Here is a 22,990-nt window from a genome sequence, read left to right as displayed (position 1 = left end):
AACCGCTGACCTCCTGCATGCCATGCAGGCGCTCTCCCAGCTGAGCTATAGCCCCACAATGTCGCTTTGAACCGAAGCGCTGGCTGGGTGCCTGGCGTTTCGTTTTCGTTCATCGCTGTGGACGGGGCGCATATTAAGATCGGATTGCAAGGCTGTCAAACGAATTTTCGAAAATATTCAAAAATTTTTTCACAGATAACAATCACTTACCGCCCTGCCCTGCCCCTCTGCGAGGAGTGCGGCCCGTGGAAGCGGGCTTGTCCAGCGATGGCGGTCATGAATCCGACATCGCAATCGCGGGGCAAGCCCGCTCCCACATGGCTGGAAAAGCCTGGATCAGGCGATGTTCGCCAGCAGCTTTTCCCACTCCTTGTTTTCCTTCTTCGACACGCCGCCGAGCAGGTCGATGGCCTGGCGCAGACGGTAGCGGGTCAGGTCGGGGCCGAGGATTTCCATGGCGTCGAGCACCGACACCGAGCTGGCCTGGCCGGTGATGGCAGCGAACATCAGCGGCATGGCGTCGCGCAACTTGAGTTCCAGCGACTCGACCACGGCCTGGATGCAGGCGGTGATACGGTCCTTTTCCCACTGGCGCAGGCCTTCCAGCTTCCACAGGATCAGCTGCATCACCTGGCGCACCTGGTCGGCCGACAGTTTCTTGCTCTCGAACAGCTTGGCGTCGAGCTTCAGCGCGCCTTCGAAGAAGAAGCCACCCAGCGGGGCGACCTGGCTGAAGGTTTCGACCCGGCCCTGAACGTGCGGGGCGATCTTCATCATGTAGTCGCTGTTGAACGCCCACTTCTGTACGCGCGCGGCGAACTCTTGCACCGGCAGTTCACGCAGCCACTGACCGTTGAGCCACGACAGCTTCTCGATGTCGAAAATCGGCCCGCCCAGGGAGATGCGCGACAGGTCGAAGTGCTCGACCATCTCGGCCAGCGAGAACTTCTCGCGCTCGTCCGGCATCGACCAGCCCATGCGGCCCAGGTAGTTGAGCATGGCCTCGGGCATGAAGCCCATGCGCTCGTAGAAGGTCACCGAGGTCGGGTTCTTGCGCTTGGACAGCTTGCTCTTGTCCGGGTTGCGCAGCAGCGGCATGTAGCACAGCTTGGGCTGCTCCCAGCCGAAGTACTCGTACAGCTTGATCAGCTTGGGCGCCGATGGCAGCCACTCTTCACCACGCAGCACATGGGTGATGCCCATCAGGTGGTCGTCGACTACGTTGGCCAGGAAGTACGTCGGCAGGCCGTCGTTCTTCATCAGCACCTGCATGTCCATGCGGTCCCATGGAATCTCGACGTCGCCACGCAGCATGTCCGGGACCACGCAGATGCCTTCGCTCGGCACCTTCATGCGGATCACGTGGGGCTCGCCAGCGGCCAGGCGGCGCTGCACTTCCTCGTCGCTCAGCAACAGGGCGCGGCCGTCATAGCGCGGGGTTTCGCCGCGGGCCATCTGCTCGGCACGCATCTGCTCCAGCTCTTCGGCGGTGCAGAAGCAGTAGAAGGCGTGGCCGGCATCGACCAGCTCCTTGGCGTATCTGGCGTAGATCTCGCCGCGCTCGCTCTGCCGGTACGGGCCGTGCGGGCCGCCGACGTCCGGGCCTTCGTTCCATTCGATGCCGAGCCAGCGCAGTGCGTCGAAGATCTGCTGCTCCGACTCACGAGTGGAGCGCAACTGGTCGGTGTCTTCGATACGCAGGATGAACTCACCGCCATGCTGCTTGGCGAAGCAGTAGTTGAACAGGGCGATGTAGGCGGTGCCGACATGGGGGTCGCCGGTGGGCGATGGCGCAATACGCGTGCGAACGGTGGTCATTGAGAGTCTCGAACGAAGAGAAACAAAGGCGCGATGTTAGCAGGGAGCGGGCATCGGGCTCCAGCAATGGCGCTATCGTCACTTGTGACCTTGCCGCCGGCCGCTGTTAAATTTGCTTACACTTTTGCAACGAATGCCCCCATGCCTAGCCCACTCAAACGTCGCTTGCTGATCTTCATCACCCTGGTGCTGCTGGTCGGCCTCGCCTTCCTGGCCCACTGGTACTTCAAGGGACGCTTCTACGAAAGCACCGACAACGCCTATGTGCAGGGCGAGATCACGCGTATCTCCAGCCAGCTGGGGGCACGTATCGACGAGGTGCGGGTCGAGGACAACCAGCACGTGAGCAAAGGCGACGTGCTGGTGCGCCTGGAAGCCGCCGACTTCGAGCTGGCCGTCGAACGTGCCCGCGCCGCCCTGGCCAGCCGGGAAGCCGAACTCGCCCAGGCGCGCAGCCGCCTGACCCAACAAGGCAGCCTGATCGCGGCGGGCCAGGCCCAGGTTGCCGCCAACCAGGCCACCCTCGACCGCTCGCAACTGGACCTCAACCGCGCCCAGGCCCTGCGCAAACCTGGGTTCGTCTCCGAAGAGCGAGTGACAACCCTGTCGGCCGAAAGCCATGTCGCCCGCTCCCAGGTGGACAAGGCCCAGGCCGACCTCAAGGGCCAGCGCCAGCAGATCGACGCCCTGGCCGCCGAGCTCAAGCGCCTCGACGCGCAGATCGCCAATGCCCGCGCCGACCTGGCCCAGGCCGAGCTGAACCTGACCCGCTGCGAGATCCACGCGCCGATCAGCGGCACCATCGGCCAGCGCAACGCACGCAACGGCCAGGTGGTGCAGGCCGGTGCCTACTTGCTGTCGATCGTCCCCGACGAGGACATCTGGGTACAGGCCAACTTCAAGGAAACCCAGATCGGCAGGATGCACCCCGGCCAACGCGCCGAGCTGGTGTTCGACAGCTACCCCGACACCCCGATCGAAGGCCGGGTCGACAGCCTGTTCGCCGCCTCCGGCGCACAGTTCAGCCTGCTCCCGCCGGACAACGCCACCGGCAACTTCACCAAGGTCGTGCAGCGCCTCCCGGTCAAGCTGACCTTCGCCGCGGACAACCCGCTGCATGGCCGCATCCGCCCAGGCATGTCGGTTACCGTTACCGTCGACCTGCGTGGCGAAGACGACGACCAGCATGGCCGGTGACGCGCTGCTGCGCCCCACCGCCGAGCCAACCCGGCGCGACTGGATCGCGGTGATGAGCGTGATGCTCGGCGCGTTCATGGCGGTGCTGGACATCCAGATCACCAATTCCTCGCTCAAGGACATCCAGGGCGCACTGTCGGCGACCCTGGAGGAAGGCTCGTGGATCTCCACCTCCTACCTGGTGGCCGAGATCATCATGATCCCGCTGACCGCCTGGCTGGTGCAGTTGCTCTCGGCCCGACGCCTGGCGGTGTGGGTGTCGCTGGGCTTCCTGGTGTCGTCGCTGTTGTGCTCGATGGCCTGGAACCTCGAGAGCATGATCGTGTTCCGCGCCCTGCAGGGCTTCACCGGCGGCGCGCTGATCCCGCTGGCCTTCACCCTGACGCTCATCAAGCTACCCGAGCATCACCGCGCCAAGGGCATGGCCATGTTCGCCATGACCGCCACCTTTGCCCCGTCGATCGGCCCGGCCCTGGGCGGCTGGCTGACCGAGAACTGGGGCTGGGAATACATCTTCTACATCAACATCCCGCCGGGACTGCTGATGATCGCCGGGCTGCTCTACGGGCTGGAGAAGAAGGAGGCGCACTGGGAACTGCTCAAGAGCACCGACTACGCCGGCATCGTCACCCTCGGCCTGGGCCTGGGGTGCCTGCAGGTGTTTCTCGAGGAAGGCCATCGCAAGGACTGGCTTGAGTCGAGCCTGATAGTCAGCCTGGGCACCGTCGCCCTGCTCGCCCTGATCCTGTTCGTGATCCTGCAGTTCTCCCGGCCGCACCCGTTGATCAACCTGCGCATCCTCGGCAACCGCAACTTCGGCCTGTCGAGCATCGCCAGCCTGGGCATGGGCGTCGGCCTGTATGGTTCGATCTACCTGCTGCCGCTCTATCTGGCGCAGGTGCAGGGCTACAACGCCCTGCAGATCGGCAAGGTGATCATGTGGATGGGCGTACCGCAGCTGTTCCTGATCCCGCTGGTGCCGCAACTGATGAAGGTGATCCCGCCCAAGGTGCTGTGCGCCCTGGGCTTCTGCCTGTTCGGCGCGGCCAGTTTCGGCTCCGGCGTGCTCAACCCGGATTTTGCCGGCCCGCAGTTCAACCAGATCCAGGTAATCCGCGCCCTCGGCCAGCCGATGATCATGGTGACCATCTCGCTGATCGCCACCGCTTATATCCAGCCGCAGGACGCGGGGTCGGCGTCGAGCCTGTTCAATATCCTGCGCAACCTGGGGGGCGCCATCGGCATCGCCCTGCTGGCGACCCTGCTGGATGCGCGGACCAAAGTGTATTTCGACTATTTGCGCGAGGCGGTGGTGCCAAACAACCCGCAGGTCGCCGAACGCCTGGCGCAACTGGCCGAACGCCTGGGCAGCGACAATGCGGCACTGGGCAAGCTGTCGGAGATCACCCACCAGCAGGCCCTGATCATGGCCTACAACGATGCCTTCCACTTCGTCGGCATCGGCCTGGTGGTGAGCATGCTGGCGGTGCTGTTGACGCGCAAGCTGCCGCAGGGGTTGAAGGCCGGGGAAGCACATTGAGGGGGCGCTACCCGCCCCATCGCCGGCAAGCCGGCTCCCACACCGACCGCGTCGATTTCAAGGTATTTACCCAAACTTGCGCAAACCCTGTGGGAGGGTATGACTCACCCACATGGGTTACAAATCAGTTCACGCACATAGGTAACACCCTGATCCATCAACTGGCCAGCAAGCGCTCGCGCAACTGTCCAATCTCGTCGCGCAACTGCGCCGCCGCCTCGAACTCCAGGTCGCGGGCGAACTGGAACATTTTCTCCTCCAGTTGCTTGATGCGCTTGGTGATCTGCGCCGGGGTCTGCAGCTCGACCTCGTAGCGCCCGGCCTCCTCCGCCGCCTTGGCCATGCCCTTGCGCTTCTTGCTGCGGGCTCCAGGCACGGTGGCGCCTTCGAGGATGTCGGTGATGTCCTTGACCACGCCCTTGGGCACGATGCCGTTGGCCTGGTTGAAGGCGACCTGCTTCTCGCGGCGCCGCTCGGTCTCGTCGATGGCGCGCTGCATGGAGCCGGTGATGTTGTCGGCGTAGAGAATCGCCCTGCCGTTGAGGTTACGCGCGGCGCGGCCGATGGTCTGGATCAGCGAGCGCTCCGAGCGCAGGAAGCCTTCCTTGTCGGCGTCGAGGATCGCCACCAGCGACACCTCGGGCATGTCCAGGCCCTCGCGCAGCAGGTTGATCCCCACCAGCACATCGAAGGTACCCAGGCGCAGGTCGCGGATGATCTCCACGCGCTCGACGGTGTCGATGTCCGAGTGCAGGTAGCGCACCCGCACATCGTGGTCGGCCAGGTAGTCGGTGAGGTCCTCGGCCATGCGCTTGGTCAGCGTGGTGGCCAGCACCCGCTCGCCCAGGGCGACGCGCTTGCCGATCTCCGACAGCAGGTCGTCGACCTGGGTCAGCGCCGGGCGCACCTCGACCTGCGGATCAACCAGGCCGGTCGGCCGCACCACCTGCTCCACCACCCGCCCGGCGTGCTCGGCTTCGTAGGGGCCGGGGGTGGCCGAGACGAAGATGGTCTGCGGGCTGACCGCCTCCCATTCATCGAAACGCATGGGCCGGTTGTCCAGTGCCGACGGCAGGCGGAAGCCGTACTCCACCAGGGTTTCCTTGCGCGAACGGTCACCCTTGTACATGGCGCCGACCTGCGGAACGCTGACGTGGGATTCGTCGATCACCAGCAGCGCGTCATCCGGCAGGTAGTCGTAGAGCGTGGGCGGCGGCGCGCCGGCCGGGCGGCCGGAGAGGTAGCGCGAGTAGTTCTCGATGCCGTTGCAGTAGCCCAGTTCGAGGATCATCTCCAGGTCGAAACGGGTGCGCTGCTCCAGGCGCTGCGCCTCGACCAGCTTGTTGCTCGCATTCAGGTACTCGAGGCGCTGCTTGAGTTCTTCCTTGATGCCGTCCACTGCCTCGACCAGGGTTTCCCGCGGGGTCACGTAGTGGCTCTTGGGGTAGAAGGTGAAACGCGGCAGCTTGCGGATGACCTCGCCGGTGAGCGGGTCGAAGGCGGCGATATTCTCCACTTCGTCGTCGAACAGCTCGATGCGGATGGCCTCGAGGTCCGATTCGGCCGGGAAGATGTCGATCACGTCGCCGCGCACGCGGAAGGTGGCGCGGGCAAAATCCATCTCGTTGCGGGTGTATTGCAGGTCGGCCAGGCGGCGCAACAGGGCGCGCTGGTCGAGCTTGTCGCCACGGTCGACGTGCAGGACCATCTTCAGATACGTCTCGGGGCTGCCCAGGCCGTAGATGCACGACACGGTGGTGACGATGATCGCGTCGCGCCGTTCCAGCAGCGCCTTGGTCGCCGACAGGCGCATCTGTTCGATATGGTCGTTGATCGAGGCGTCCTTCTCGATGAAGGTGTCCGACGACGGCACGTAGGCTTCCGGCTGGTAGTAGTCGTAATAGGAGACGAAATATTCGACGGCGTTGTTCGGGAAGAATGCCTTGAACTCGCCGTACAGCTGCGCGGCCAGGGTCTTGTTCGGCGCCAGCACCATGGTCGGGCGCTGCACCTGCTGGATGACGTTGGCGATACTGAAGGTCTTGCCCGAGCCGGTCACCCCGAGCAGGGTCTGGTGCGAAAGGCCGGCGTCGATGCCCTCGACCATCTGGCGGATGGCTTCGGGCTGATCGCCGGCCGGCTGGAAGCGGGTGACGAGCTGGAACTCGGACATGACGGACCTCGTGGATGTCGCGGCAACTGTAAATTTAGCCAGTAGTCTATACCCAAATGCGCCCCCGGGGCGCCAGATTCAAGTGCGACCCTCGCCCCTTCAAGGCAATGGACCGGGCAATTCGACCAATGGTCGAAAAATATTTGCGCAAACAGCCGGAAAAGCTGCGCCAGACTGTCGCAGTGACCGGTGGGTATCACTATACTGACTCCCCGTTTGCGCACCGCTTCAGTGCCTTCGGCTGGAGCGTGGCGACCCTATCACTCTCCTATCAGAGCCAAGGTAACAATGAGCCTGTTTTCCGCTGTCGAGCTGGCACCCCGCGACCCTATCCTGGGCCTCAACGAAGCATTCAACGCCGACCCACGCACCGACAAGGTGAACCTGGGCGTGGGCGTCTACTGCAATGAGGAAGGCCGCATCCCGCTGCTGCGCGCGGTGATCGCAGCCGAGACCGCCCGTGCCGCCCAGCACGCCTCCCGCGGCTACCTGCCGATCGACGGCATCGCCCAGTACGACCAGGCCGTGCAGAAGCTGATCTTCGGCGCCGAATCGCCGTTGCTGGCCGCAGGCCGCGTGGTCACCGTGCAGGCCGTCGGCGGTACCGGCGCGCTGAAGATCGGCGCTGACTTCCTCAAGCGCCTGCAGCCGGGTGCCGTGGTCGCCATCAGCGACCCGAGCTGGGAAAACCACCGCGCCCTGTTCGAGAGCGCCGGTTTCCCGGTACAGACCTACCGCTACTACGATGCCGCCAGCCAGGACGTCAACCGCGCCGGCATGCTCGAAGACCTCAACAGCCTGCCATCGGGCTCGGTCATCGTGCTGCACGCCTGCTGCCACAACCCGACCGGCGTCGACCTGTCGCTGGACGACTGGAAGAACGTGCTGGAAGTGGTCAAGGCCAAAGGCCACATCCCGTTCCTCGACATGGCCTACCAAGGCTTCGGTGCCGGCATCGACGAAGACGCCTTCGCCGTGCGCCTGTTCGCCGAATCGGGCCTGGAGTTCTTCGTCTCCAGCTCGTTCTCCAAGTCGTTCTCGCTGTACGGCGAGCGTGTCGGCGCGCTGTCGATCGTCACCGCCTCGAAGGACGAGAGCACCCGCGTGCTGTCGCAGGTCAAGCGGGTTATCCGCACCACCTACTCCAACCCGCCGACCCACGGCGCCAGCATCGTTGCCGCGGTGCTCAACAGCCCCGAGCTGCGCCAGATGTGGGAAACCGAGCTGGCCGAGATGCGCGAGCGTATCCACGGCATGCGCAAGCAGATGGTCGAGCTGCTGGCCGAGTACGGCGCCAAGCGTGACTTCAGCTTTGTCGGCCGCCAGTGCGGCATGTTCTCCTACTCGGGCCTGACCGTTGAGCAAGTGGCACGCCTGAAGAACGAGTTCGGCATCTACGCGCTGGACACTGGCCGCATCGCGGTCGCCGCGCTGAACCAGAGCAACATCCACGTGGTCACCAAGGCCATCGTAGAAGTGCTGTAACTGCTTGATTGTCTAGGGGAAGCTTGACTTCCCCGAGACACGCAGTAAGATACGCGCAGATTCCGCGATAGCTCAGTCGGTAGAGCAAATGACTGTTAATCATTGGGTCCCTGGTTCGAGTCCAGGTCGCGGAGCCAAACACTGAAAACCTCCAGATGCGCAAGCACTGGAGGTTTTTTATTGCCTGCGATTCAGCGCTTGGGCAACGGCTCGGTCACCGGCTTGCCCTCCTCCACCAGGCTCCATACAAGCAGCTTGGCTGGCGCGCTTTTACTGGCATTGCGTGAGACGCTGTGCACCGTCCCTGGGGCCTCGTACCAGAATTCGCCAGCCTTGTAGGTGTTCTCCGGTTCGTCATTGAGCTTGGATGTCACCGCGCCTTCCAGCACATAGGCCATGACCGCACCCGGATGCCAGTGGCCGGGCGATGCCTCGCCAGGGGCATAGCTCACCGTGAGCATCACGGCTTTGTTGCCAGGGGAATTGCTGGGGAGCTGCTCCTGGAGGATCCTGACCTGATCAGGCTTTTCGCCATGGGCCCAGGCCAGCGACAGTGGGGCGAGCAGGCCGAGCGTCAGCAGGGCCGCAGGGAAATGGACAGATCGCATGGGGTTTCTCCTGTAGGGATCTGCCTGCAGGTTAAGCCCGGCGTCACCAAGGGCAAACGGCCAATTCGCGGAAAAAGCGGGAGGCCGATTGGCCGCCCGCCAGCGGCACTCAAATAAAAATCACACCCCGCAGATACAGCGCCCCTCGCCCACTGATGATCACTCGCCCATTGCCCGGGACATCACACTGCAACTGCCCCTTGCGCGCCCCACCCTGTTCGCAGCGCAAGCTGTTTTTGCCCAGCCGCTCGGCCCAATAAGGCGCCAGGGAAGTGTGGGCCGACCCGGTCACCGGATCTTCATTGACGCCCACCCTGGGCCCGAACCAACGCGTGACGAAATCGAACCCACGCCCCGCCGCCGTCACTGCAATCCCCCGCACATCGAATGACGACAACGCCACGAAATCCGGCTTGAGCCCTTCGATCAGCGAAGCATCGTCGATCACCAACACATAATCGTCCGTCCGGTACAACGCCCGGGCCTCGCTCAACCCCAACGCCTCGAGCAACCCCGGCGCGATCTCGACGGCAACCGGCTGCTTGGCCGGGAAATCCATCGCCAGCAGACCATCGGCATTGCGGCTCACCCGCAACTCCCCGCTGCGGGTATTGAAGCGCAGCACCTCGGCCTGCTCCCCCAGTTGCTCGAACAGCACCCAGGCCGCGGCCAATGTCGCATGCCCACACAGGTCGACTTCCACCGCCGGGGTGAACCAGCGCAGGTCGAACGCTTCGCCATTTCGCACGAAGTAAGCCGTTTCGGACAGGTTGTTCTCTTCGGCGATGCGCTGCAGAACGTCGTCGGCGAGCCACTGCTGCAGGGGAATCACTGCCGCAGGGTTGCCGCCGAAAGGCGTGGACGAAAAGGCATCGACCTGGAAGATCTCTAGTTGCATGCAAAGGCTCCTCAAGCCCGGCGCAGGGCCGGGCGGACTCGAAAAGGATTCAACCGCGAACCGGGGTCAGCACCGGCTCGCTGGCAAAGAACGCCTGCAGGTTGCGCAGCACCAGGGTCACGGTGTCGCGCGCGGCTTCCGGCGACTGCCCGGCCACATGCGGGGTCAGCACCGTGTTGCCCAGCGCCTTCAGCGCAGCGGGCACTGCCGGTTCATCATCGAACACATCCAGCGCGGCCCCCGCGATCACGCCCTGCTCCAATGCCTCGACCAATGCCGTGGTATCCACGACGCTGGCGCGGGCGATATTCACCAGGTAGCCCTCGGCGCCCAGGGCGGCCAGCACCGGGGCATCGACCAGATGCCGGGTAGCAGCGCCGCCGGGCGTGGCGACCACCAGGATGTCCACGGCTTCGGCCAGGTGCAACGGGCTGTCGTACCAGGTATACGTTTGGTCACAGTGGGGTGTGCGGCTGTGGTAGCTGACATTCATGTCGAAGCCCTGGCTCGCACGGCGGGCGATGGCCTGGCCGACCGCGCCCAGGCCGATGATGCCCAGGCGCTTGCCGCTGACCGAGGGGCTGATCACCCGGTTCCATTCGCCGCGCCGGGTACTGGCATCGGCACGCGGGATATCGCGCAACAGCGCCAGCAGCAGCGCCATGGCGTGGTCGGCGACGGGGCCGGCGTTTGCCCCAGCGCCATTGGTAACGGTAATACCGCGCGCTGCGGCGGCCTCGAGATCGACCTGCTCGTAGCCGGCGCCGATCACGCAGATGATCTGGAGTTGGGTCAACGTGGCAATTTCGTCGGCCGTGAGGCCCAGCGGACCGCGGGTGAGCACGGCGTCGATCTCGCCGGCATGGCGGGCGATCGCCTCGGCGCGCATCTGCGGCGACGGTGCGCGAATCAGCCGGTAGCCGGCCTGCTCCAATAGCGGCAGGTAGTCATCGACGGTTTCCACCAGCACCAGGACTGTCTTGCTCATGCCACCCTCCGGTTGTATGCGAAGGGGGATTATGCCAGCCCGCCAGACAATCGCTACTGCGCGAACGCCCTGCCCAGGCCGCCCGGAACGCCACTGCTGTCGGTTTCCTGCCAAGGCCCGCTAGGGCTGAGCGACCAGCTCCAGCCATTGTTCCAGCGATAATAGGTGCGCTGGCGGTAGAAGGTGTTGGGTTGCTTCTCCAGCACATAGACCCCCAGCTTCGGATCCCAATGGCTGGCACCACCAGGCGGCGGCGCGAAGCTGGCAGAAGTGCGTGGCATGGGCTTGGGAATCGCCGCCGGCTTGCTCGGCTGGGTACCGGGCTGGCCACCTGGCAGTGGCTTGACCACCGGCCCCTGGTGCGGTGGCGGCGTGGTCTCGATCGGCGGCAGCGGTTCACGCTCGCCCGGCTGGTGCACCGTACACGCGGAAAGACCCAGGGCCAGGGTGATCAGGGTCAGGCGGACGGTGCTGTTCATGACGGTTGCTCTCTTACGAATCGGGGCTGTCGATGGTCAGGTGCTGGGTGGCCTGGGTGGTGGTGGCCAGTGGCGCACTCTGGCCCTTCCACTCGCCACGGGTCGGCACGCCGGCGCGCGAGACTCGGGCAACCAGTTGGACTTCGGTGAAGTCCGACAGTTTCATCTGCGGCATCATCGCGTCGGCATCCGACAGCTCCACTTCGATCGGCAACTGCGCCACCGTCACCCGCTTGGCCGCCAGCGGCATGGGCGGGCCATTGCTGGCACGGGCGAAGATGAACACGGTGTCATCCGGGCGCACCTTGTCCTTGAGCGCCGCGCCCAGCTCGACCCGCACTTTCAGGCGCGCGGCCTCGGCGACCTTGCCGCCGCCGGCCTTGAGCTTGTCGGCGGCACGATCGATGCCACCCTGCAGCGCGGCACGGGAGGCATCGCCCTCCGGCAGTTGCGCCAACAGGCGCTGCCAGAAGTCGATGGCTTCCTGGAAGCGTTCGCCCTCGAACGCAGCGATGCCACGCAGGCCAAGGCTGGTGACTTCTCGTGGATCGGCTTTCAGCGCTTCATCGGTGAGCGCCTGCAGTTGCGCCGACCATTGTTTGTCGGCGGCGAAGTACAGCGCCTGGGCCCATTGCCCGAGCAGCTCGGGTTGGCGCCCGGCAAGGGCCACGGCACGCTCGAAGGCCTTGGCCGCATCAGCCGGCCGCTGCTCGGCCATGTATGCCCGGCCAAGGAAGTACAGGCCCTCGGCCGAATCCGGCTGGGCCTGCACCGCGCGCTCCAGGCGTGTGGTCATTTCGCTCATCGACTGCGGCGCGCTGGCGAACTCCTGGGTCAACTCGACCTTGTCGGCTGCGCCGAAGTGCAGGTAGAGCCCCAGGGCCATCACCGGCACCAGCACCGCCGCCAGCAGCGGGATGGCCTTGCCCAGGCGGCCCTGGCGCGCCGCATCGTCGCGTTCGGTGTCGGCCAGCAGCTCGCGGGCGGCTTCGTCACGACCCGTGGCCAATTGCCGGTCGTCGAGCACCCCGGCCGCCTGCTGGGCGGACAGTTCGGCGACGCGCTCCTCGTAGAGCGCCACATTGAGGGCGGTACGGTCTTGTTCGGCCTGCTGGCGGCGGTGGCCACGCAGGATCGGCAGCAGCAGGAAAGCCAGGGCGGCGAGCAGCAGCAGGCCCGCGCTAAGCCAGAATTCAGTCATGGGTACGTTCTTTATCCAGCAGTTTGGCCAGACGCTCGCGTTCGTCGGCGGACAGTTCGGTGTTGCCGGCCACAGCCTGCCCGCGGCGGCGACGGACGATCACCGCCAACACCACGAAACCACCGGCCAGGAGAATCCCCGGGCCGAACCAGAGCAGCCAGGTGCGCCCGCTGAGCGCCGGTTTGTAGCGCACGAAGTCGCCGTAGCGATCGACCATGAAATCGACGATCTGCTGGTTGTTCTTGCCTTCACCCAGCATGCGGAAGATCTCGCGGCGCAGGTCGGCGGCGATCGGTGCGTTGGAATCAGCGATGTCCTGGTTCTGGCACTTGGGGCAGCGCAGTTCCTTGGTCAGTTGCTGGTAGCGCTCGCGCTCGGCTTCGTCGCGGAACTGGTAGGTGTCGATGGCGGCCTTGGCCACCCCGGCCAGGCTCAGGCCGAGCACGGCAGCGGTAAGCCAGCGCCTCATGGCCTGGCCTCGTCGACCAGGCCCTGGTACAGCGGCGCCAGCTGCTCGCGCCACACCGTGGCATCGACCACACCGACATGCTTGTAGCGGATGATGCCCTTGGCGTCGATCAGGAAGGTTTCCGGCGCGCCATACACGCCCAGGTCCAGGCCCAGCGTGCCTTGCTGGTCGGCGATGTTCAGCTGGTAAGGGTTATGGAACTCGGCCAGCCACTTCAGCGCGGCGGCATTGTCGTCCTTGTAGTTGACCCCGTGGATCACCACGCCCTGCTCGGCCAGCTGGTTCAGGTAGGGGTGTTCGACCTTGCAGGAGGGGCACCAGGTGCCCCACACGTTGACCAGCGCCGGGTGCCCAAGCAGGTCGGCCTGGGTCAGGGTGCGGTCATCCTGCACCGACGCCAGGGAGAACGCCGGGAATGGCTTGCCGATCATTGCCGAAGGCAGTTCGTCGGGCTTGAGAAACAACCCCTTGTAGAGAAAGACCGCCACCAGCAGGAACACCGCCAGTGGCACCACCATGATCCAACGCTTCATGCAGTTGCTCCAGACACGCCCAGGGCCTCACGCACCCGGGTCTTGACCTTGACGCGGTAGCGCCGGTCGAAGGCCGCCAGCAAGCCGCCCAGGCCGGTCAGCAGACCGCCCAGCCAGATCCAGCGGACATAGGGTTTGATATGCACCCGCACCGCCCAGGCGCCGTTTTCCAGCGGCTCGCCCAAGGCGACATACAGGTCGCGGGTGAAACCGGCATCGATGCCGGCCTCGGTCATCATCGACTGCTGCACGGTGTACAGGCGTTTTTCCGGGTGCAGCACGGACACTTCGCGGCCATTGCGCGAAACGCGAATAGTGCCCTTGTCAGAGATGAAGTTCGGGCCTTCGAAGTGCTTGGCGCCCTCGAACAGGAAGTGGTAACCGCCCAGCTCGACGCTCTCGCCCGGCGCCATGCGCAGATCGCGCTCGGCGCTGTTGTTGCTCGACAGCACCACGCCCAGGGCGCAGACCACCAACCCCAGGTGCGCCAGGTGCATGCCCCAATAGCTGCGGTTAAGCCCACCCAGGCCTTTGACCAGGCCCTTGTGACGGGTCTTGTCGAGGATGTCGCGCACGCCAGCAAGCACCACCCAGGCGGCCAGGGCGAACACGCTGAGGGCCGGCCAGTCGAAGTCATCTACGATCAACCCCGCGACCGGCGCCAGCACCGCGCTACCGATCAGCACCGGGGTCAGCATGCCGGCCAGCCACTTGCCGGGGGTGTCCTTCCAGCGCACCACCACACCGATACCCAGCACCACCATCAGCAGCGCCATCAGCGGCAGGAACAAGGCGTCGAAGTACGGCGGGCCGACCGACAGCTTGGCCCCGGTCAGGGCATCGAGCACCAGCGGGTACAGCGTACCGAGCAGGATCATCGACGCCGCCACCACCAGCACCAGGTTGTTGGCCAGCAGCAGGGTTTCACGGGACCACAGGGCAAAGCCCACCTGGCTCTTGACCACCGGGGCGCGCAGGGCGAACAGGGTCAGCGAGCCGCCGACCACGAACAGCAGGAAGAACAGGATGAAGATGCCGCGCGAAGGGTCGGCGGCGAACGCGTGCACCGAGGTCAGCACACCGGAACGCACCAGGAATGTACCCAGCAGGCTCAAGGAGAACGCGGCGATGGCCAGCAGCACGGTCCAGCTCTTGAACACTCCGCGCTTTTCGGTGACCGCCAGCGAGTGGATCAGCGCCGTGCCCACCAGCCAGGGCATGAACGAGGCGTTTTCGACCGGGTCCCAGAACCACCAGCCGCCCCAGCCCAGTTCGTAGTAGGCCCACCACGAGCCGAGGGTGATGCCGACACCGAGGAAGGCCCAGGCGACGATGGTCCAGGGCCGCGACCAGCGCGCCCAGGCCGCGTCCAGGCGCCCGCCGAGCAAGGCGGCGATGGCGAAGGCGAACGCCACCGAGAAGCCCACATAGCCCATGTACAGCATCGGTGGGTGGACGATCAGGCCGAAGTCCTGCAGCAGCGGGTTGAGGTCGCGACCGTCGCCCGGCACCTGCGGCAGCAGGCGCTGGAACGGATTGGAAGTGATGATCAGGAAACTCAGGAAACCCACGCTGATCATGCCCATGACCGCCAGTACCCGGGCCAGCATCACCTGGGGCAACTGGCGCGAGAAGATCGACACAGCGAAGGTCCAGCCGCCGAGGATCAACGCCCACAGCAGCAGCGAGCCTTCATGGGCGCCCCACACCGCACTGAACTTGTAGTACCAGGGCAAGGCGCTGTTGGAGTTGCTGGCCACATAGGCGACCGAGAAGTTGTCGGTCATGAAGGCGTGGGTGAGACAGGCAAAGGCGAAGGCCAGGAAGGCGAACTGCCCCCAGGCCGCCGGCCGCGCCAGGCCCATCCACAGGCTGTCGCCGCGCCAGGCGCCGAGCAGCGGCACGCTGGCCTGCACGGCGGCGAAGCAGATGGCCAGGATCATCGCCAACTGGCCCAGTTCGGGGATCACCAGGGCCGCGTTCATGGCTTGGCCCCTGCATCGCTGGCGGCCTGGCCGCTTTCCTTCAGGGCCTTGGTGACTTCCGGCGGCATGTATTTCTCGTCGTGCTTGGCCAGTACCTCATCGGCCACCACCACGCCGTCGGCATTGAGCTTGCCGAGGGCGACGATGCCCTGCCCTTCGCGGAACAGGTCGGGGAGGATGCCGCGGTAGGTGATCGGTACCGACTTGCTGTAGTCAGTGACCACGAAGCGCACGTCGAGCGAATCGGCCGAGCGCTGCACCGAGCCTTTCTCGACCATGCCGCCGGCGCGGATGCGGGTGTCCAGGGGCGCCTCGCCGTTGGCGATCTGCGTCGGGGTGTAGAACAGGTTGATGTTCTGCTGCAGCGCGCTCAGGGCAAAGCCCACGGCGACGCCGACACCGGCCAGCAGGCCGAGGATGATGAACAGGCGTTTCTTGCGCTGCGGATTCACGGTTTGTTCTCCCGGCGCAGACGACGCGCCTCTTCTTGCAGGTAGCGACGGCGGGCCAGCAGGGGCGCGGCGACATTCAGCGCCAGCACTGCCAGGCAGATGCCGTAGGCCGACCAGACGTACAAGCCATGGTGGCCCATGGCGAGGAAATCACTGAAGGAGGTAAAGCTCATCGTGCCGCCCCCCGGCCAAGCTGGCTCAATACCTCATCCTTGACCCAACTGGCCCGCGCCTCGCGCTTGAGCACTTCCAGACGCATGCGCAGCAGCAGCACAGCGCCGAAGAAACAATAGAAGCCCAACGCGGTGATCAGCAGCGGCGCCCACATTTCCACCGGCATTGCCGGCTTTTCGGTGAGGGTGAAGGTGGCGCCCTGGTGCAGGGTGTTCCACCACTCCACCGAGTACTTGATGATCGGGATGTTGATCACGCCGACTATCGCCAGCACCGCGCAGGCCTTGGCCGCGCTGTCGCGGTTGCTGATGGCCTGGCCCAGGGCAATGATGCCGAAGTACAGGAACAGCAGGATAAGCATGGAGGTCAGGCGCGCATCCCAGACCCACCAACTGCCCCAGGTGGGCTTGCCCCAGATCGCCCCGGTGACCAGCGCCACGGCGGTCATCCAGGCACCGATGGGCGCCGCGCACTGCAGCGCGACATCGGCCAGTTTCATCTTCCACACCAGCCCCACCACGCCTGCCACGGCGAGCATCACATAGCACGACTGCGCCAGCATGGCGGTCGGCACATGGATATAGATGATGCGGAAGCTGTTGCCCTGCTGGTAGTCCTGGGGGGCGAAGGCCAGGCCCCAGGTGATGCCGACCAGCAACAGCACGATGGCGCAAACGGTCAGCCACGGCAGCATGCGGCCGCTGATGGCATAGAACCATTTTGGGGAGCCCAGCTTGTGGAACCACGTCCAGCTTATTTTCATCAGGGTACATCCAGGGTGTTGGCCGGGCTGCAATGCCCGGCACTCGTTATTCGCCGACGCTGATCTTCAGCCCGGCCGCGATCGCAAAGGGTGCCAGTGTCACCGCCAGCGCCGTCAGGCTGGCGAGCCAGAGCAGATGGCCAGTGGCGGGCATATTCTGCAACGCCGCCTGCAACGCACCACTGCCCAGGATCAATACAGGGATATACAACGGCAGAATCAGCAATGCCAGCAGCAGGCCGCCGCGCTTGAGACCGACCGTCAGCGCCGCCCCTACCGCACCCAGCAGGCTCAACACCGGCGTACCCAGCAGCAAGGAAGCGAGCAGCACCGGCAGGCAACTGGGTGGCAGGCCCAGCATCAGTGCCAGCAATGGTGCCAACAATACCAGCGCCAACCCGGAAAAGATCCAGTGCGCCAGCACCTTGGCCAGCACCAGCATGGCCAGCGGATGCGGCGAAAGCACCCACTGCTCGAGCGAGCCGTCCTCGAAATCACTGCGGAACAACCCGTCCAGCGACAACAATACCGCCAGCAAGGCCGCGACCCAGACCAGTCCTGGCGACAAGGTTTGCAACAATTGCGTCTCTGGCCCCACCGCCAGCGGAAACAGGGCGACGACAATGGCGAAGAACACCAGCGGGTTGGCCAGCTCCGCCGGGCGGCGGAACAACAGCCGCGCCTCGCGACGTAACAGCAGAAGGAATACGCTCATGCCGCCCATTGCCCCAGGTTCAGCTCGCGATAGCCGGATGGCTTGCGTTCGAGCGAATGGTGGGTGGTCAGCACCACGGTACCACCCTGCTCGCAGTGTGCTGCAAGGTGCGCTTCCAGTTGCGCCACGCCCTGCTTGTCGAGGGCAGTGAATGGTTCGTCGAGGATCCACAGCGGCGGGCTGTCCAGGTACAGCCGGGCCAGGGCCACGCGGCGCTGCTGGCCGGCAGACAAGGTATGACAGGGCACGTCCTCGAAACCGCGCAGGCCGACGGCCTCCAGCGCCTTCCAGATCGCCTCGCGGTTGGCTGGGCGGTGCAACGCGCAGAGCCAGGCAAGGTTTTCTTCGGCGGTGAGCAGGTCCTTGATCCCGGCGGCATGGCCAATCCACAGCAGGATGCTGGCCAGGGCATGGCGTTGTTCGGCCAACGGCTCGCCTCCCAGCAGGATCTGCCCGGCAGTGGGCTGCATGAGCCCGGCCAGCAGGCGCAGCAAGCTGGTCTTGCCGCTACCGTTGGGGCCGGCGATCTGCAGCATGTCGCCGGGGTGCAGCTCGAAGTGCAGGTGCTCGAACAGCAGCCGCCAGTCGCGCTCGCAGGCCAGGCCCGCGGCTTGGAGGTGAAGGGTCACGGTATCGCCTTATGCAGTCTGTGTCTCAAGTCGCTCCAACCCCTGCCGTTATACTGGCAATGGCGAGCGAGCGGCATTATTGCACGCGCCACGGCGCTGCCAAGAGGGCTGGTTCGACAGGTTGTATACAATCATGACTGAAATCAATAGTCTCAGCATACAAACCGCGGTAAGCGCCCAAGCGACAAGGGCCGCGATGTCCGGCGAACTGCTGCGCCTGCTGCAGGCCCAGCCCGGTCTGCTGCCGCCTGGAGAAAGCGCCGAAGCCGAGGTCGTCACCCTGCGCCAGATCGGCCAGGAATTCCAGATGCTGCTGCGGCTGACCCAGGTCAATGGCAACCAGATCCAGGTATTGACCACCGCCAGCCAGCCGATGCCCCCCGGCAGTTTGATCACCGTCACCCAGCCCGAGAGCAGCCGCCTGGCGGTGATGGTGCAGCAGGCCAGTGCCGGCAACATCGCCACCTTGACTCAACTGGATACCCGGCAGCTCCCGGTCGGCACCCTGCTGCAGGCCAAGGTGCTGACCAGCCAGGCACTGCCGCAAAGCCCTGGCTCAGCCGTCACCTTCCGCTCGCTGGTGAGCCTGCTCAACAGCAGCCAGGCCGGTGCCACCCTGGCCATCGACAGCCCGCGCAGGCTTCCCGTGGGCAGCCTGCTCAGCGCGCTGGTGCAGGGCGAACAGGCGCTGCGCTTCGTGCCCCTGAGCGGCCGTCAGGACCAGTTGGCCGTTACCCAGCACCTGTCGACCCAGCAAAGCCTGCAGGCCTCCTTGCCGGGCGTGCTCAACAGCCTGCAGCAGATCGCCAGCAGCCCCGATGCAGCCCCGGAGCTGCGCGCCAGTGCCGAGCGTCTGCTCGCCAGCCTGCCGGAAGCGCGGCAACTCGGCGATGCGAAGAACCTGGCCCAGGCACTGAACAACAGCGGCACGTTCTTCGAATCCAAGCTGCTGGGCGGGCTGGCCAGCGGCATCGCGCCCGACCTCAAGGCACAACTGGTCAAGCTGGTGGCCCAGGCGCTGCCCAGCGTGCCCGGCCATCCACCGCTGGCCACCGCGCTGGCCACCGGCACCCTCGCCCAGGCCCTGCCAGGCCTGGCGCGCAGCGCCCTGGGCATGCTCGGCCAGGTCAGCCCACGACCGCTGCCGAGCGCTTTCCCCCTGCCCTCGCGGCTGCTGCAGAAGCTGGAAAGCGAAGGCGACCTGCAGCAGCTGCTGCGCCTGGCCGCCGCGGCGATCTCCCGGCTGCAGAGCCATTCGCTGTCCAGCCTGCAGCAGAGCGGCACACTCGACAACGGTAACCAGCAGACTACCTGGCAGACCGAGATCCCGGTTCGCCATGGCCAGGAATTCATTCCCCTGCAAGTGAAGCTGCAACGCGAAGAAACCCCTGAACAACAGGCCGACCGAGAACGCGAACAGGATGATCCGATGAAAGCTTTGTGGCGCATCGAGCTGGCTTTCGACCTGTCGCCGCTCGGCCCTCTGCAGGTCCAGGCGCAACTGGCCCAGGGCCGACTGTCCGGCCAGCTGTGGGCACAGCAGGAACAAACCGCGCGCCTGATCGACAGCCAGCTGGGTGCCTTGCGCGAACGCCTGGTGGCCCGCGGCCTCGACGTCGGCGATCTGGAATGCCACCCCGGCACGCCGCCCCAAGGCCCGCGCACGCGCCTGGAACAACGCTGGGTGGACGAGAACGCATGAGCAGCAAGCAACCGCGCCAGGCCATTGCCCTGAGCTACGATGGCCAGCAGGCTCCAACCCTGAGCGCCAAGGGAGACGACGAACTGGCCGAAGCCATCCTCGCCCTGGCCCGCGAGCACGAAGTGCCGATCTACGAGAACGCCGAGCTGGTGCGCCTGCTGGCGCGCCTGGAATTGGGCGAACAGATACCCGAGGCGCTGTACCTGACCATCGCCGAAATCATCGCCTTTGCCTGGCAGCTACGTGGCAAGGTACCAGCGGGGTTCAGCGATGAGCCCAGCGCACCACGGGACGTCACACCGGTAGCCGCGCTACTGCCACCGGGCGGCAACGGGTAATTAGCTACCGCGCCTAGCTTGCAAAAGCCATTCAGCCTTGCCATTCCCACAAATGAGCAAGGTGAACAACATGTCTACAAGCCGCATCAACGCCGCCGGCGTTCAGTACGTCGTCGACCACCTGAGCCACGTACCGCGCCCTGATGTGGAAGCCAGCCGAGCAATCCAGCAATGGCTGGCACAACAGGGCCATGACCTGGCCGCTGAGCAGATCGACGTCGTCACCCTGCATTACCGCCCTGATGGACCGAGTCGCTACCTTGGCGCGGTTACCCAGCGCATGAGTTTGCCCCAGGCGGTACTGAGCAACTGGCAAGGTGAATCCAACAACAACCTGTTCGGCAGTCTGTTTCGCAACCCCTGGGCCGGCACCATGCCTGATCGTCCGCTACGCCTGGTGGAAACACTGCCAGCCCCCGGCTTCAATCACAACGGTGCCGCCTTCGAGGTGTTCAACGGTTTGTTCCGCCGTACCACGCCACAGCGCTATGACACCACGACTCATCTGCCGATAGCCGCAGAAGCGTTCCAAAGGTTCATAGAAGACCTGGACTTCCATACACCCTTCAAGGCCCAGCTGGACCGCTACTGGAACGAACATCTGCAAGACCACAGACTTGCCTGCAAGCTCAACTTCATAGCCGCCTGTAACAAGCAGGTTGGCGAAGACAGCCTCAGCGAGCCGGCCAGGAAGCTCATCTGGCAAGCCGCCGGGTTGATGCCCTGCGCCAGGCAGCTGCACAGGAGTACGCTGAACATCTACGGCTACGCCGCTACCGACCTGTTGTATCTGAACGACCCTGCCAGCGACCTGACCGTACTCTACATGCCCGGTAACAGCTCGCCATTGCTGGAGTTCAACAGCAAGGCACTTATGAAGGACTGGGTTGGCCGCCAGTGCCAGGATCCGGCAAAGCGTCACGCCTTGAAACAGTACTTCCGACTGGCCGACCGCCCGCAAGGCGTCGACTTCAGCGGCCTGGAAACCGCCCTCGACGGCCTGGCCGACTATCCGGCCCCCCACCCGTTGCCCCCTGAACACGGCTACTTCAATGATGACGGTACCTGGCCGCCACGGACCTATGTCGACTATCGGCCCGACGAATACAACCCAAGGCTTGAAGGCGACCTGTTCCAGGCACTGGCCGAGCGTCAGCGCCAACGCAGTTATGACGATGCCGACTTTCTCATCACCCGCGACAGCCAAGTCAGCAAAGCCCGCTGGATCGGCTACCTGAGCGCCACGCTCAACCTGCTGGCACCGTTTTGTCTCGTGGTGCCGGGCCTTGCTCCCCTGCTGGCCCTGGGCGGCGTCGTACAGCTGGGCCTGGGGCTCGACCAGGCGATCAACGGTCGGACACTGCAAGAGAAGGAAGCCGGTGTCGGGAACATCACCTGGGGCCTGTTCAATGCCGTGCCATTGGCAATCGCTGGCGCCCGTGGAGCCAAGGCGCTGTTCGAGTTCAAAAGCGAGGGTTTCGTCTCGCCTACGCGCCTGAACGAACAGTTCGGTTACCCACTGAGCCCGATCACTCCACCTCGCTTTCCGGAACCTGAGGGTGCGCGCTATTTCCACACGCCCGAGTCGATCCTCCCCCTACCGGATGGCGACCAGGCCATCGCCGATTCCGTTGTTCGAGTGCCGCTCTACAACGGCGATCCCGACCACCTCAGGGTGAGCATCGCTGACTACAACGATCACGTCGTTTATGACGTGGAGCGCGATGTATTCATTCGTGAAGAGGACCTCAACGAGATAGACCCCGTCGGTTACATAGCCCAGGCCGGAAGAAGGGACCTGGTGCCGGCGCCCACCACCCGCCTAATCACCAACGCCATGCGCACCCGAAGCCTGCGTGCGCTGGGGGTCAACCTTCCGTTACCGGTAGAAATACCGATGCAAGCCACTGACAGCTACCCCATCCCCAAGACGGTCAATTGCCTCTGGGTAGGCGACAAGGTCATCAACCCTGAACTGCTGACCAACCTGGGCAAGAATGCCGCACGGCTCAAGGACAGTGACTATTCTCTGCGCCTGTTCCTTTCGCGCGCCAACCCCGACGTCTATGCCGAAAACCAGTGGCTGCTCGCTGCGCAGGCACCAGGGCTGCAGGTTCTGCCGCTGGAAGAGCAAGCCTTCTTCAGAGTATTTCGGCAGAGCAAGTACTACGCCCAATATGATGCAGCGCTGGATGGCAATGGCGGTGTCGCCAGCAACTACGCCTCGGCATCCGACGTGTTGCGCTACCCTATGCTGCACCACGAAGGGGGCTTGTACATGGATGTGGACGATACCCTGCTGAGCCAAGGGGAACATCCGCAGGTTATCGATGGGCAAGCGGCGGACAGCCCCAGCGAAGCCATCGACCAGGTTGAACTGAGCACTACGCCCGATGGCCTGCTGCTGGCGCCGCCGATGTCCAACGAAAAGATGGGCATGAACTGCCTTTACAACACCAGCCTGATCGGCAGCCACGCCGGCAACCCCACCCTCGAGGCCATTTCCGAAGAAATGCATGCCCGCTTCCAGACCAATCCGGACTTCTACGACAGCAAGCCCAGCCTGGCCGATGACCCGGCCAACTTCTATCGCTATGCCAACCGCCTCAGCCGCATGACCGGCCCAGCCTTGCTCAGCGATGTGGTCGACCGCCACCTGCCGGCGCTGCGCACCTTGCGCCAGATCGTCAATCTGTACGCCATGCCACGGATCAACGCCTACCAATACCTCGACCTGCAGCGTGGCAAGGACGCCGTGCGCACGCTGCTGCCGCTGAATCGCTTCGCCAAGGTCGGCGGCAATCACTCATGGAGCAAATAAGTCAGTAGCAAGGTGCAGGGAA

The 22,990-nt window shown here is 64.7% G+C and carries 21 protein-coding genes and 1 tRNA gene; 7 read left to right on the top strand and 15 right to left on the bottom strand.

The window, feature by feature from the left end; all coding sequences use genetic code 11:
* Positions 1 to 336: 336 nt before the first annotated feature.
* Positions 337 to 1,818, bottom strand: a complete 1,482-nt coding sequence (gene gltX, locus ACODS9_RS13580) for a glutamate--tRNA ligase (protein WP_489094041.1) — start codon at positions 1,816 to 1,818, stop codon at positions 337 to 339.
* A 141-nt stretch (positions 1,819 to 1,959) separates the two neighbouring features.
* On the opposite strand from gltX, the gene ACODS9_RS13575 reads away from it, so the two are divergent.
* Both ACODS9_RS13575 and ACODS9_RS13570 read left to right on the top strand, forming a co-directional pair.
* Entirely contained in the window at positions 1,960 to 3,015 is a 1,056-nt protein-coding gene (locus tag ACODS9_RS13575; RefSeq protein WP_489094040.1) for an HlyD family secretion protein, read from the top strand.
* Positions 3,005 to 4,555 (top strand): MDR family MFS transporter, encoded by a 1,551-nt coding sequence (locus ACODS9_RS13570; RefSeq protein WP_489094039.1) that lies wholly within the window; start codon positions 3,005 to 3,007, stop codon positions 4,553 to 4,555. The genes ACODS9_RS13575 and ACODS9_RS13570 overlap by 11 nt, the downstream gene beginning before the upstream one ends.
* 157 nt (positions 4,556 to 4,712) lie before the next feature.
* Here the strand turns inward: ACODS9_RS13570 and uvrB are convergent, their stop codons facing one another.
* Complete coding sequence (gene uvrB / locus ACODS9_RS13565) at positions 4,713 to 6,728, bottom strand: excinuclease ABC subunit UvrB (protein WP_217866724.1); 2,016 nt, start codon at positions 6,726 to 6,728, stop codon at positions 4,713 to 4,715.
* Between the two features lie 288 nt (positions 6,729 to 7,016).
* Between uvrB and ACODS9_RS13560 the strand changes: the two genes are divergently transcribed.
* Both ACODS9_RS13560 and ACODS9_RS13555 read left to right on the top strand, forming a co-directional pair.
* Positions 7,017 to 8,213: an amino acid aminotransferase gene (locus tag ACODS9_RS13560; RefSeq protein ID WP_094012465.1), complete on the top strand. Its 1,197-nt coding sequence runs from the start codon at positions 7,017 to 7,019 to the stop codon at positions 8,211 to 8,213.
* Between the two features lie 61 nt (positions 8,214 to 8,274).
* Positions 8,275 to 8,350, top strand: a tRNA-Asn gene (locus tag ACODS9_RS13555).
* Between the two features lie 54 nt (positions 8,351 to 8,404).
* Here ACODS9_RS13555 and ACODS9_RS13550 read toward each other — a convergent pair.
* From ACODS9_RS13550 to ccmA, 13 genes are all read right to left on the bottom strand, one after another.
* A complete protein-coding gene (locus ACODS9_RS13550) occupies positions 8,405 to 8,821 on the bottom strand; it encodes a cupin domain-containing protein (RefSeq protein WP_489094038.1) in 417 nt (138 codons plus the stop codon).
* Between the two features lie 109 nt (positions 8,822 to 8,930).
* Positions 8,931 to 9,719: a PhzF family phenazine biosynthesis protein gene (locus tag ACODS9_RS13545; protein WP_111532663.1), complete on the bottom strand. Its 789-nt coding sequence runs from the start codon at positions 9,717 to 9,719 to the stop codon at positions 8,931 to 8,933.
* Positions 9,720 to 9,768: 49 nt separating this feature from the next.
* Positions 9,769 to 10,707, bottom strand: a complete 939-nt coding sequence (locus ACODS9_RS13540) for a 2-hydroxyacid dehydrogenase (protein ID WP_489094037.1) — start codon at positions 10,705 to 10,707, stop codon at positions 9,769 to 9,771.
* A 53-nt stretch (positions 10,708 to 10,760) separates the two neighbouring features.
* Complete coding sequence (locus ACODS9_RS13535) at positions 10,761 to 11,186, bottom strand: hypothetical protein (protein ID WP_038706546.1); 426 nt, start codon at positions 11,184 to 11,186, stop codon at positions 10,761 to 10,763.
* 13 nt (positions 11,187 to 11,199) lie between these two features.
* Complete coding sequence (gene ccmI / locus ACODS9_RS13530; RefSeq protein WP_489094036.1) at positions 11,200 to 12,387, bottom strand: c-type cytochrome biogenesis protein CcmI; 1,188 nt, start codon at positions 12,385 to 12,387, stop codon at positions 11,200 to 11,202.
* A complete protein-coding gene (locus ACODS9_RS13525) occupies positions 12,380 to 12,856 on the bottom strand; it encodes a cytochrome c-type biogenesis protein (protein WP_414538311.1) in 477 nt (158 codons plus the stop codon). The genes ccmI and ACODS9_RS13525 overlap by 8 nt, the downstream gene beginning before the upstream one ends.
* Entirely contained in the window at positions 12,853 to 13,389 is a 537-nt protein-coding gene (locus ACODS9_RS13520; protein ID WP_489094035.1) for a DsbE family thiol:disulfide interchange protein, read from the bottom strand. Before ACODS9_RS13520 ends, ACODS9_RS13525 begins: the two co-directional genes overlap by 4 nt.
* Entirely contained in the window at positions 13,386 to 15,359 is a 1,974-nt protein-coding gene (locus ACODS9_RS13515) for a heme lyase CcmF/NrfE family subunit (protein WP_489094044.1), read from the bottom strand. The genes ACODS9_RS13520 and ACODS9_RS13515 overlap by 4 nt, the downstream gene beginning before the upstream one ends.
* Before the next feature lie 11 nt (positions 15,360 to 15,370).
* Positions 15,371 to 15,826 (bottom strand): cytochrome c maturation protein CcmE, encoded by a 456-nt coding sequence (ccmE, locus tag ACODS9_RS13510; protein ID WP_023632021.1) that lies wholly within the window; start codon positions 15,824 to 15,826, stop codon positions 15,371 to 15,373.
* Complete coding sequence (ccmD, locus tag ACODS9_RS13505; protein WP_166892709.1) at positions 15,823 to 15,999, bottom strand: heme exporter protein CcmD; 177 nt, start codon at positions 15,997 to 15,999, stop codon at positions 15,823 to 15,825. Before ccmD ends, ccmE begins: the two co-directional genes overlap by 4 nt.
* On the bottom strand, positions 15,996 to 16,763 hold the full coding sequence (locus ACODS9_RS13500; RefSeq protein ID WP_489094034.1) for a heme ABC transporter permease: 768 nt from the start codon (positions 16,761 to 16,763) through the stop codon (positions 15,996 to 15,998). The genes ccmD and ACODS9_RS13500 overlap by 4 nt, the downstream gene beginning before the upstream one ends.
* A 46-nt stretch (positions 16,764 to 16,809) precedes the next feature.
* Positions 16,810 to 17,478, bottom strand: coding sequence for a heme exporter protein CcmB (gene ccmB, locus ACODS9_RS13495; RefSeq protein WP_031315999.1), 669 nt, complete (start codon positions 17,476 to 17,478; stop codon positions 16,810 to 16,812).
* Positions 17,475 to 18,107 (bottom strand): cytochrome c biogenesis heme-transporting ATPase CcmA, encoded by a 633-nt coding sequence (gene ccmA, locus ACODS9_RS13490; RefSeq protein WP_401106067.1) that lies wholly within the window; start codon positions 18,105 to 18,107, stop codon positions 17,475 to 17,477. Before ccmA ends, ccmB begins: the two co-directional genes overlap by 4 nt.
* 133 nt (positions 18,108 to 18,240) lie before the next feature.
* Here ccmA and fliK point away from each other — a divergent pair, with 133 nt between their 5' ends.
* The 3 genes from fliK to ACODS9_RS13475 all read left to right on the top strand — a co-directional run bounded on the left by fliK (position 18,241) and on the right by ACODS9_RS13475 (position 22,968).
* Positions 18,241 to 19,809, top strand: coding sequence for a flagellar hook-length control protein FliK (fliK, locus tag ACODS9_RS13485; protein ID WP_489094033.1), 1,569 nt, complete (start codon positions 18,241 to 18,243; stop codon positions 19,807 to 19,809).
* A complete protein-coding gene (locus ACODS9_RS13480; RefSeq protein ID WP_110704118.1) occupies positions 19,806 to 20,147 on the top strand; it encodes an EscU/YscU/HrcU family type III secretion system export apparatus switch protein in 342 nt (113 codons plus the stop codon). The genes fliK and ACODS9_RS13480 overlap by 4 nt, the downstream gene beginning before the upstream one ends.
* Before the next feature lie 70 nt (positions 20,148 to 20,217).
* Positions 20,218 to 22,968: a dermonecrotic toxin domain-containing protein gene (locus ACODS9_RS13475; RefSeq protein WP_489094032.1), complete on the top strand. Its 2,751-nt coding sequence runs from the start codon at positions 20,218 to 20,220 to the stop codon at positions 22,966 to 22,968.
* Positions 22,969 to 22,990 lie beyond the last annotated feature (22 nt).

The sequence above is a fragment of the Pseudomonas sp. FG36 genome (assembly GCF_057809275.1).
This window is presented reverse-complemented; position numbering and strand designations above follow the sequence as displayed.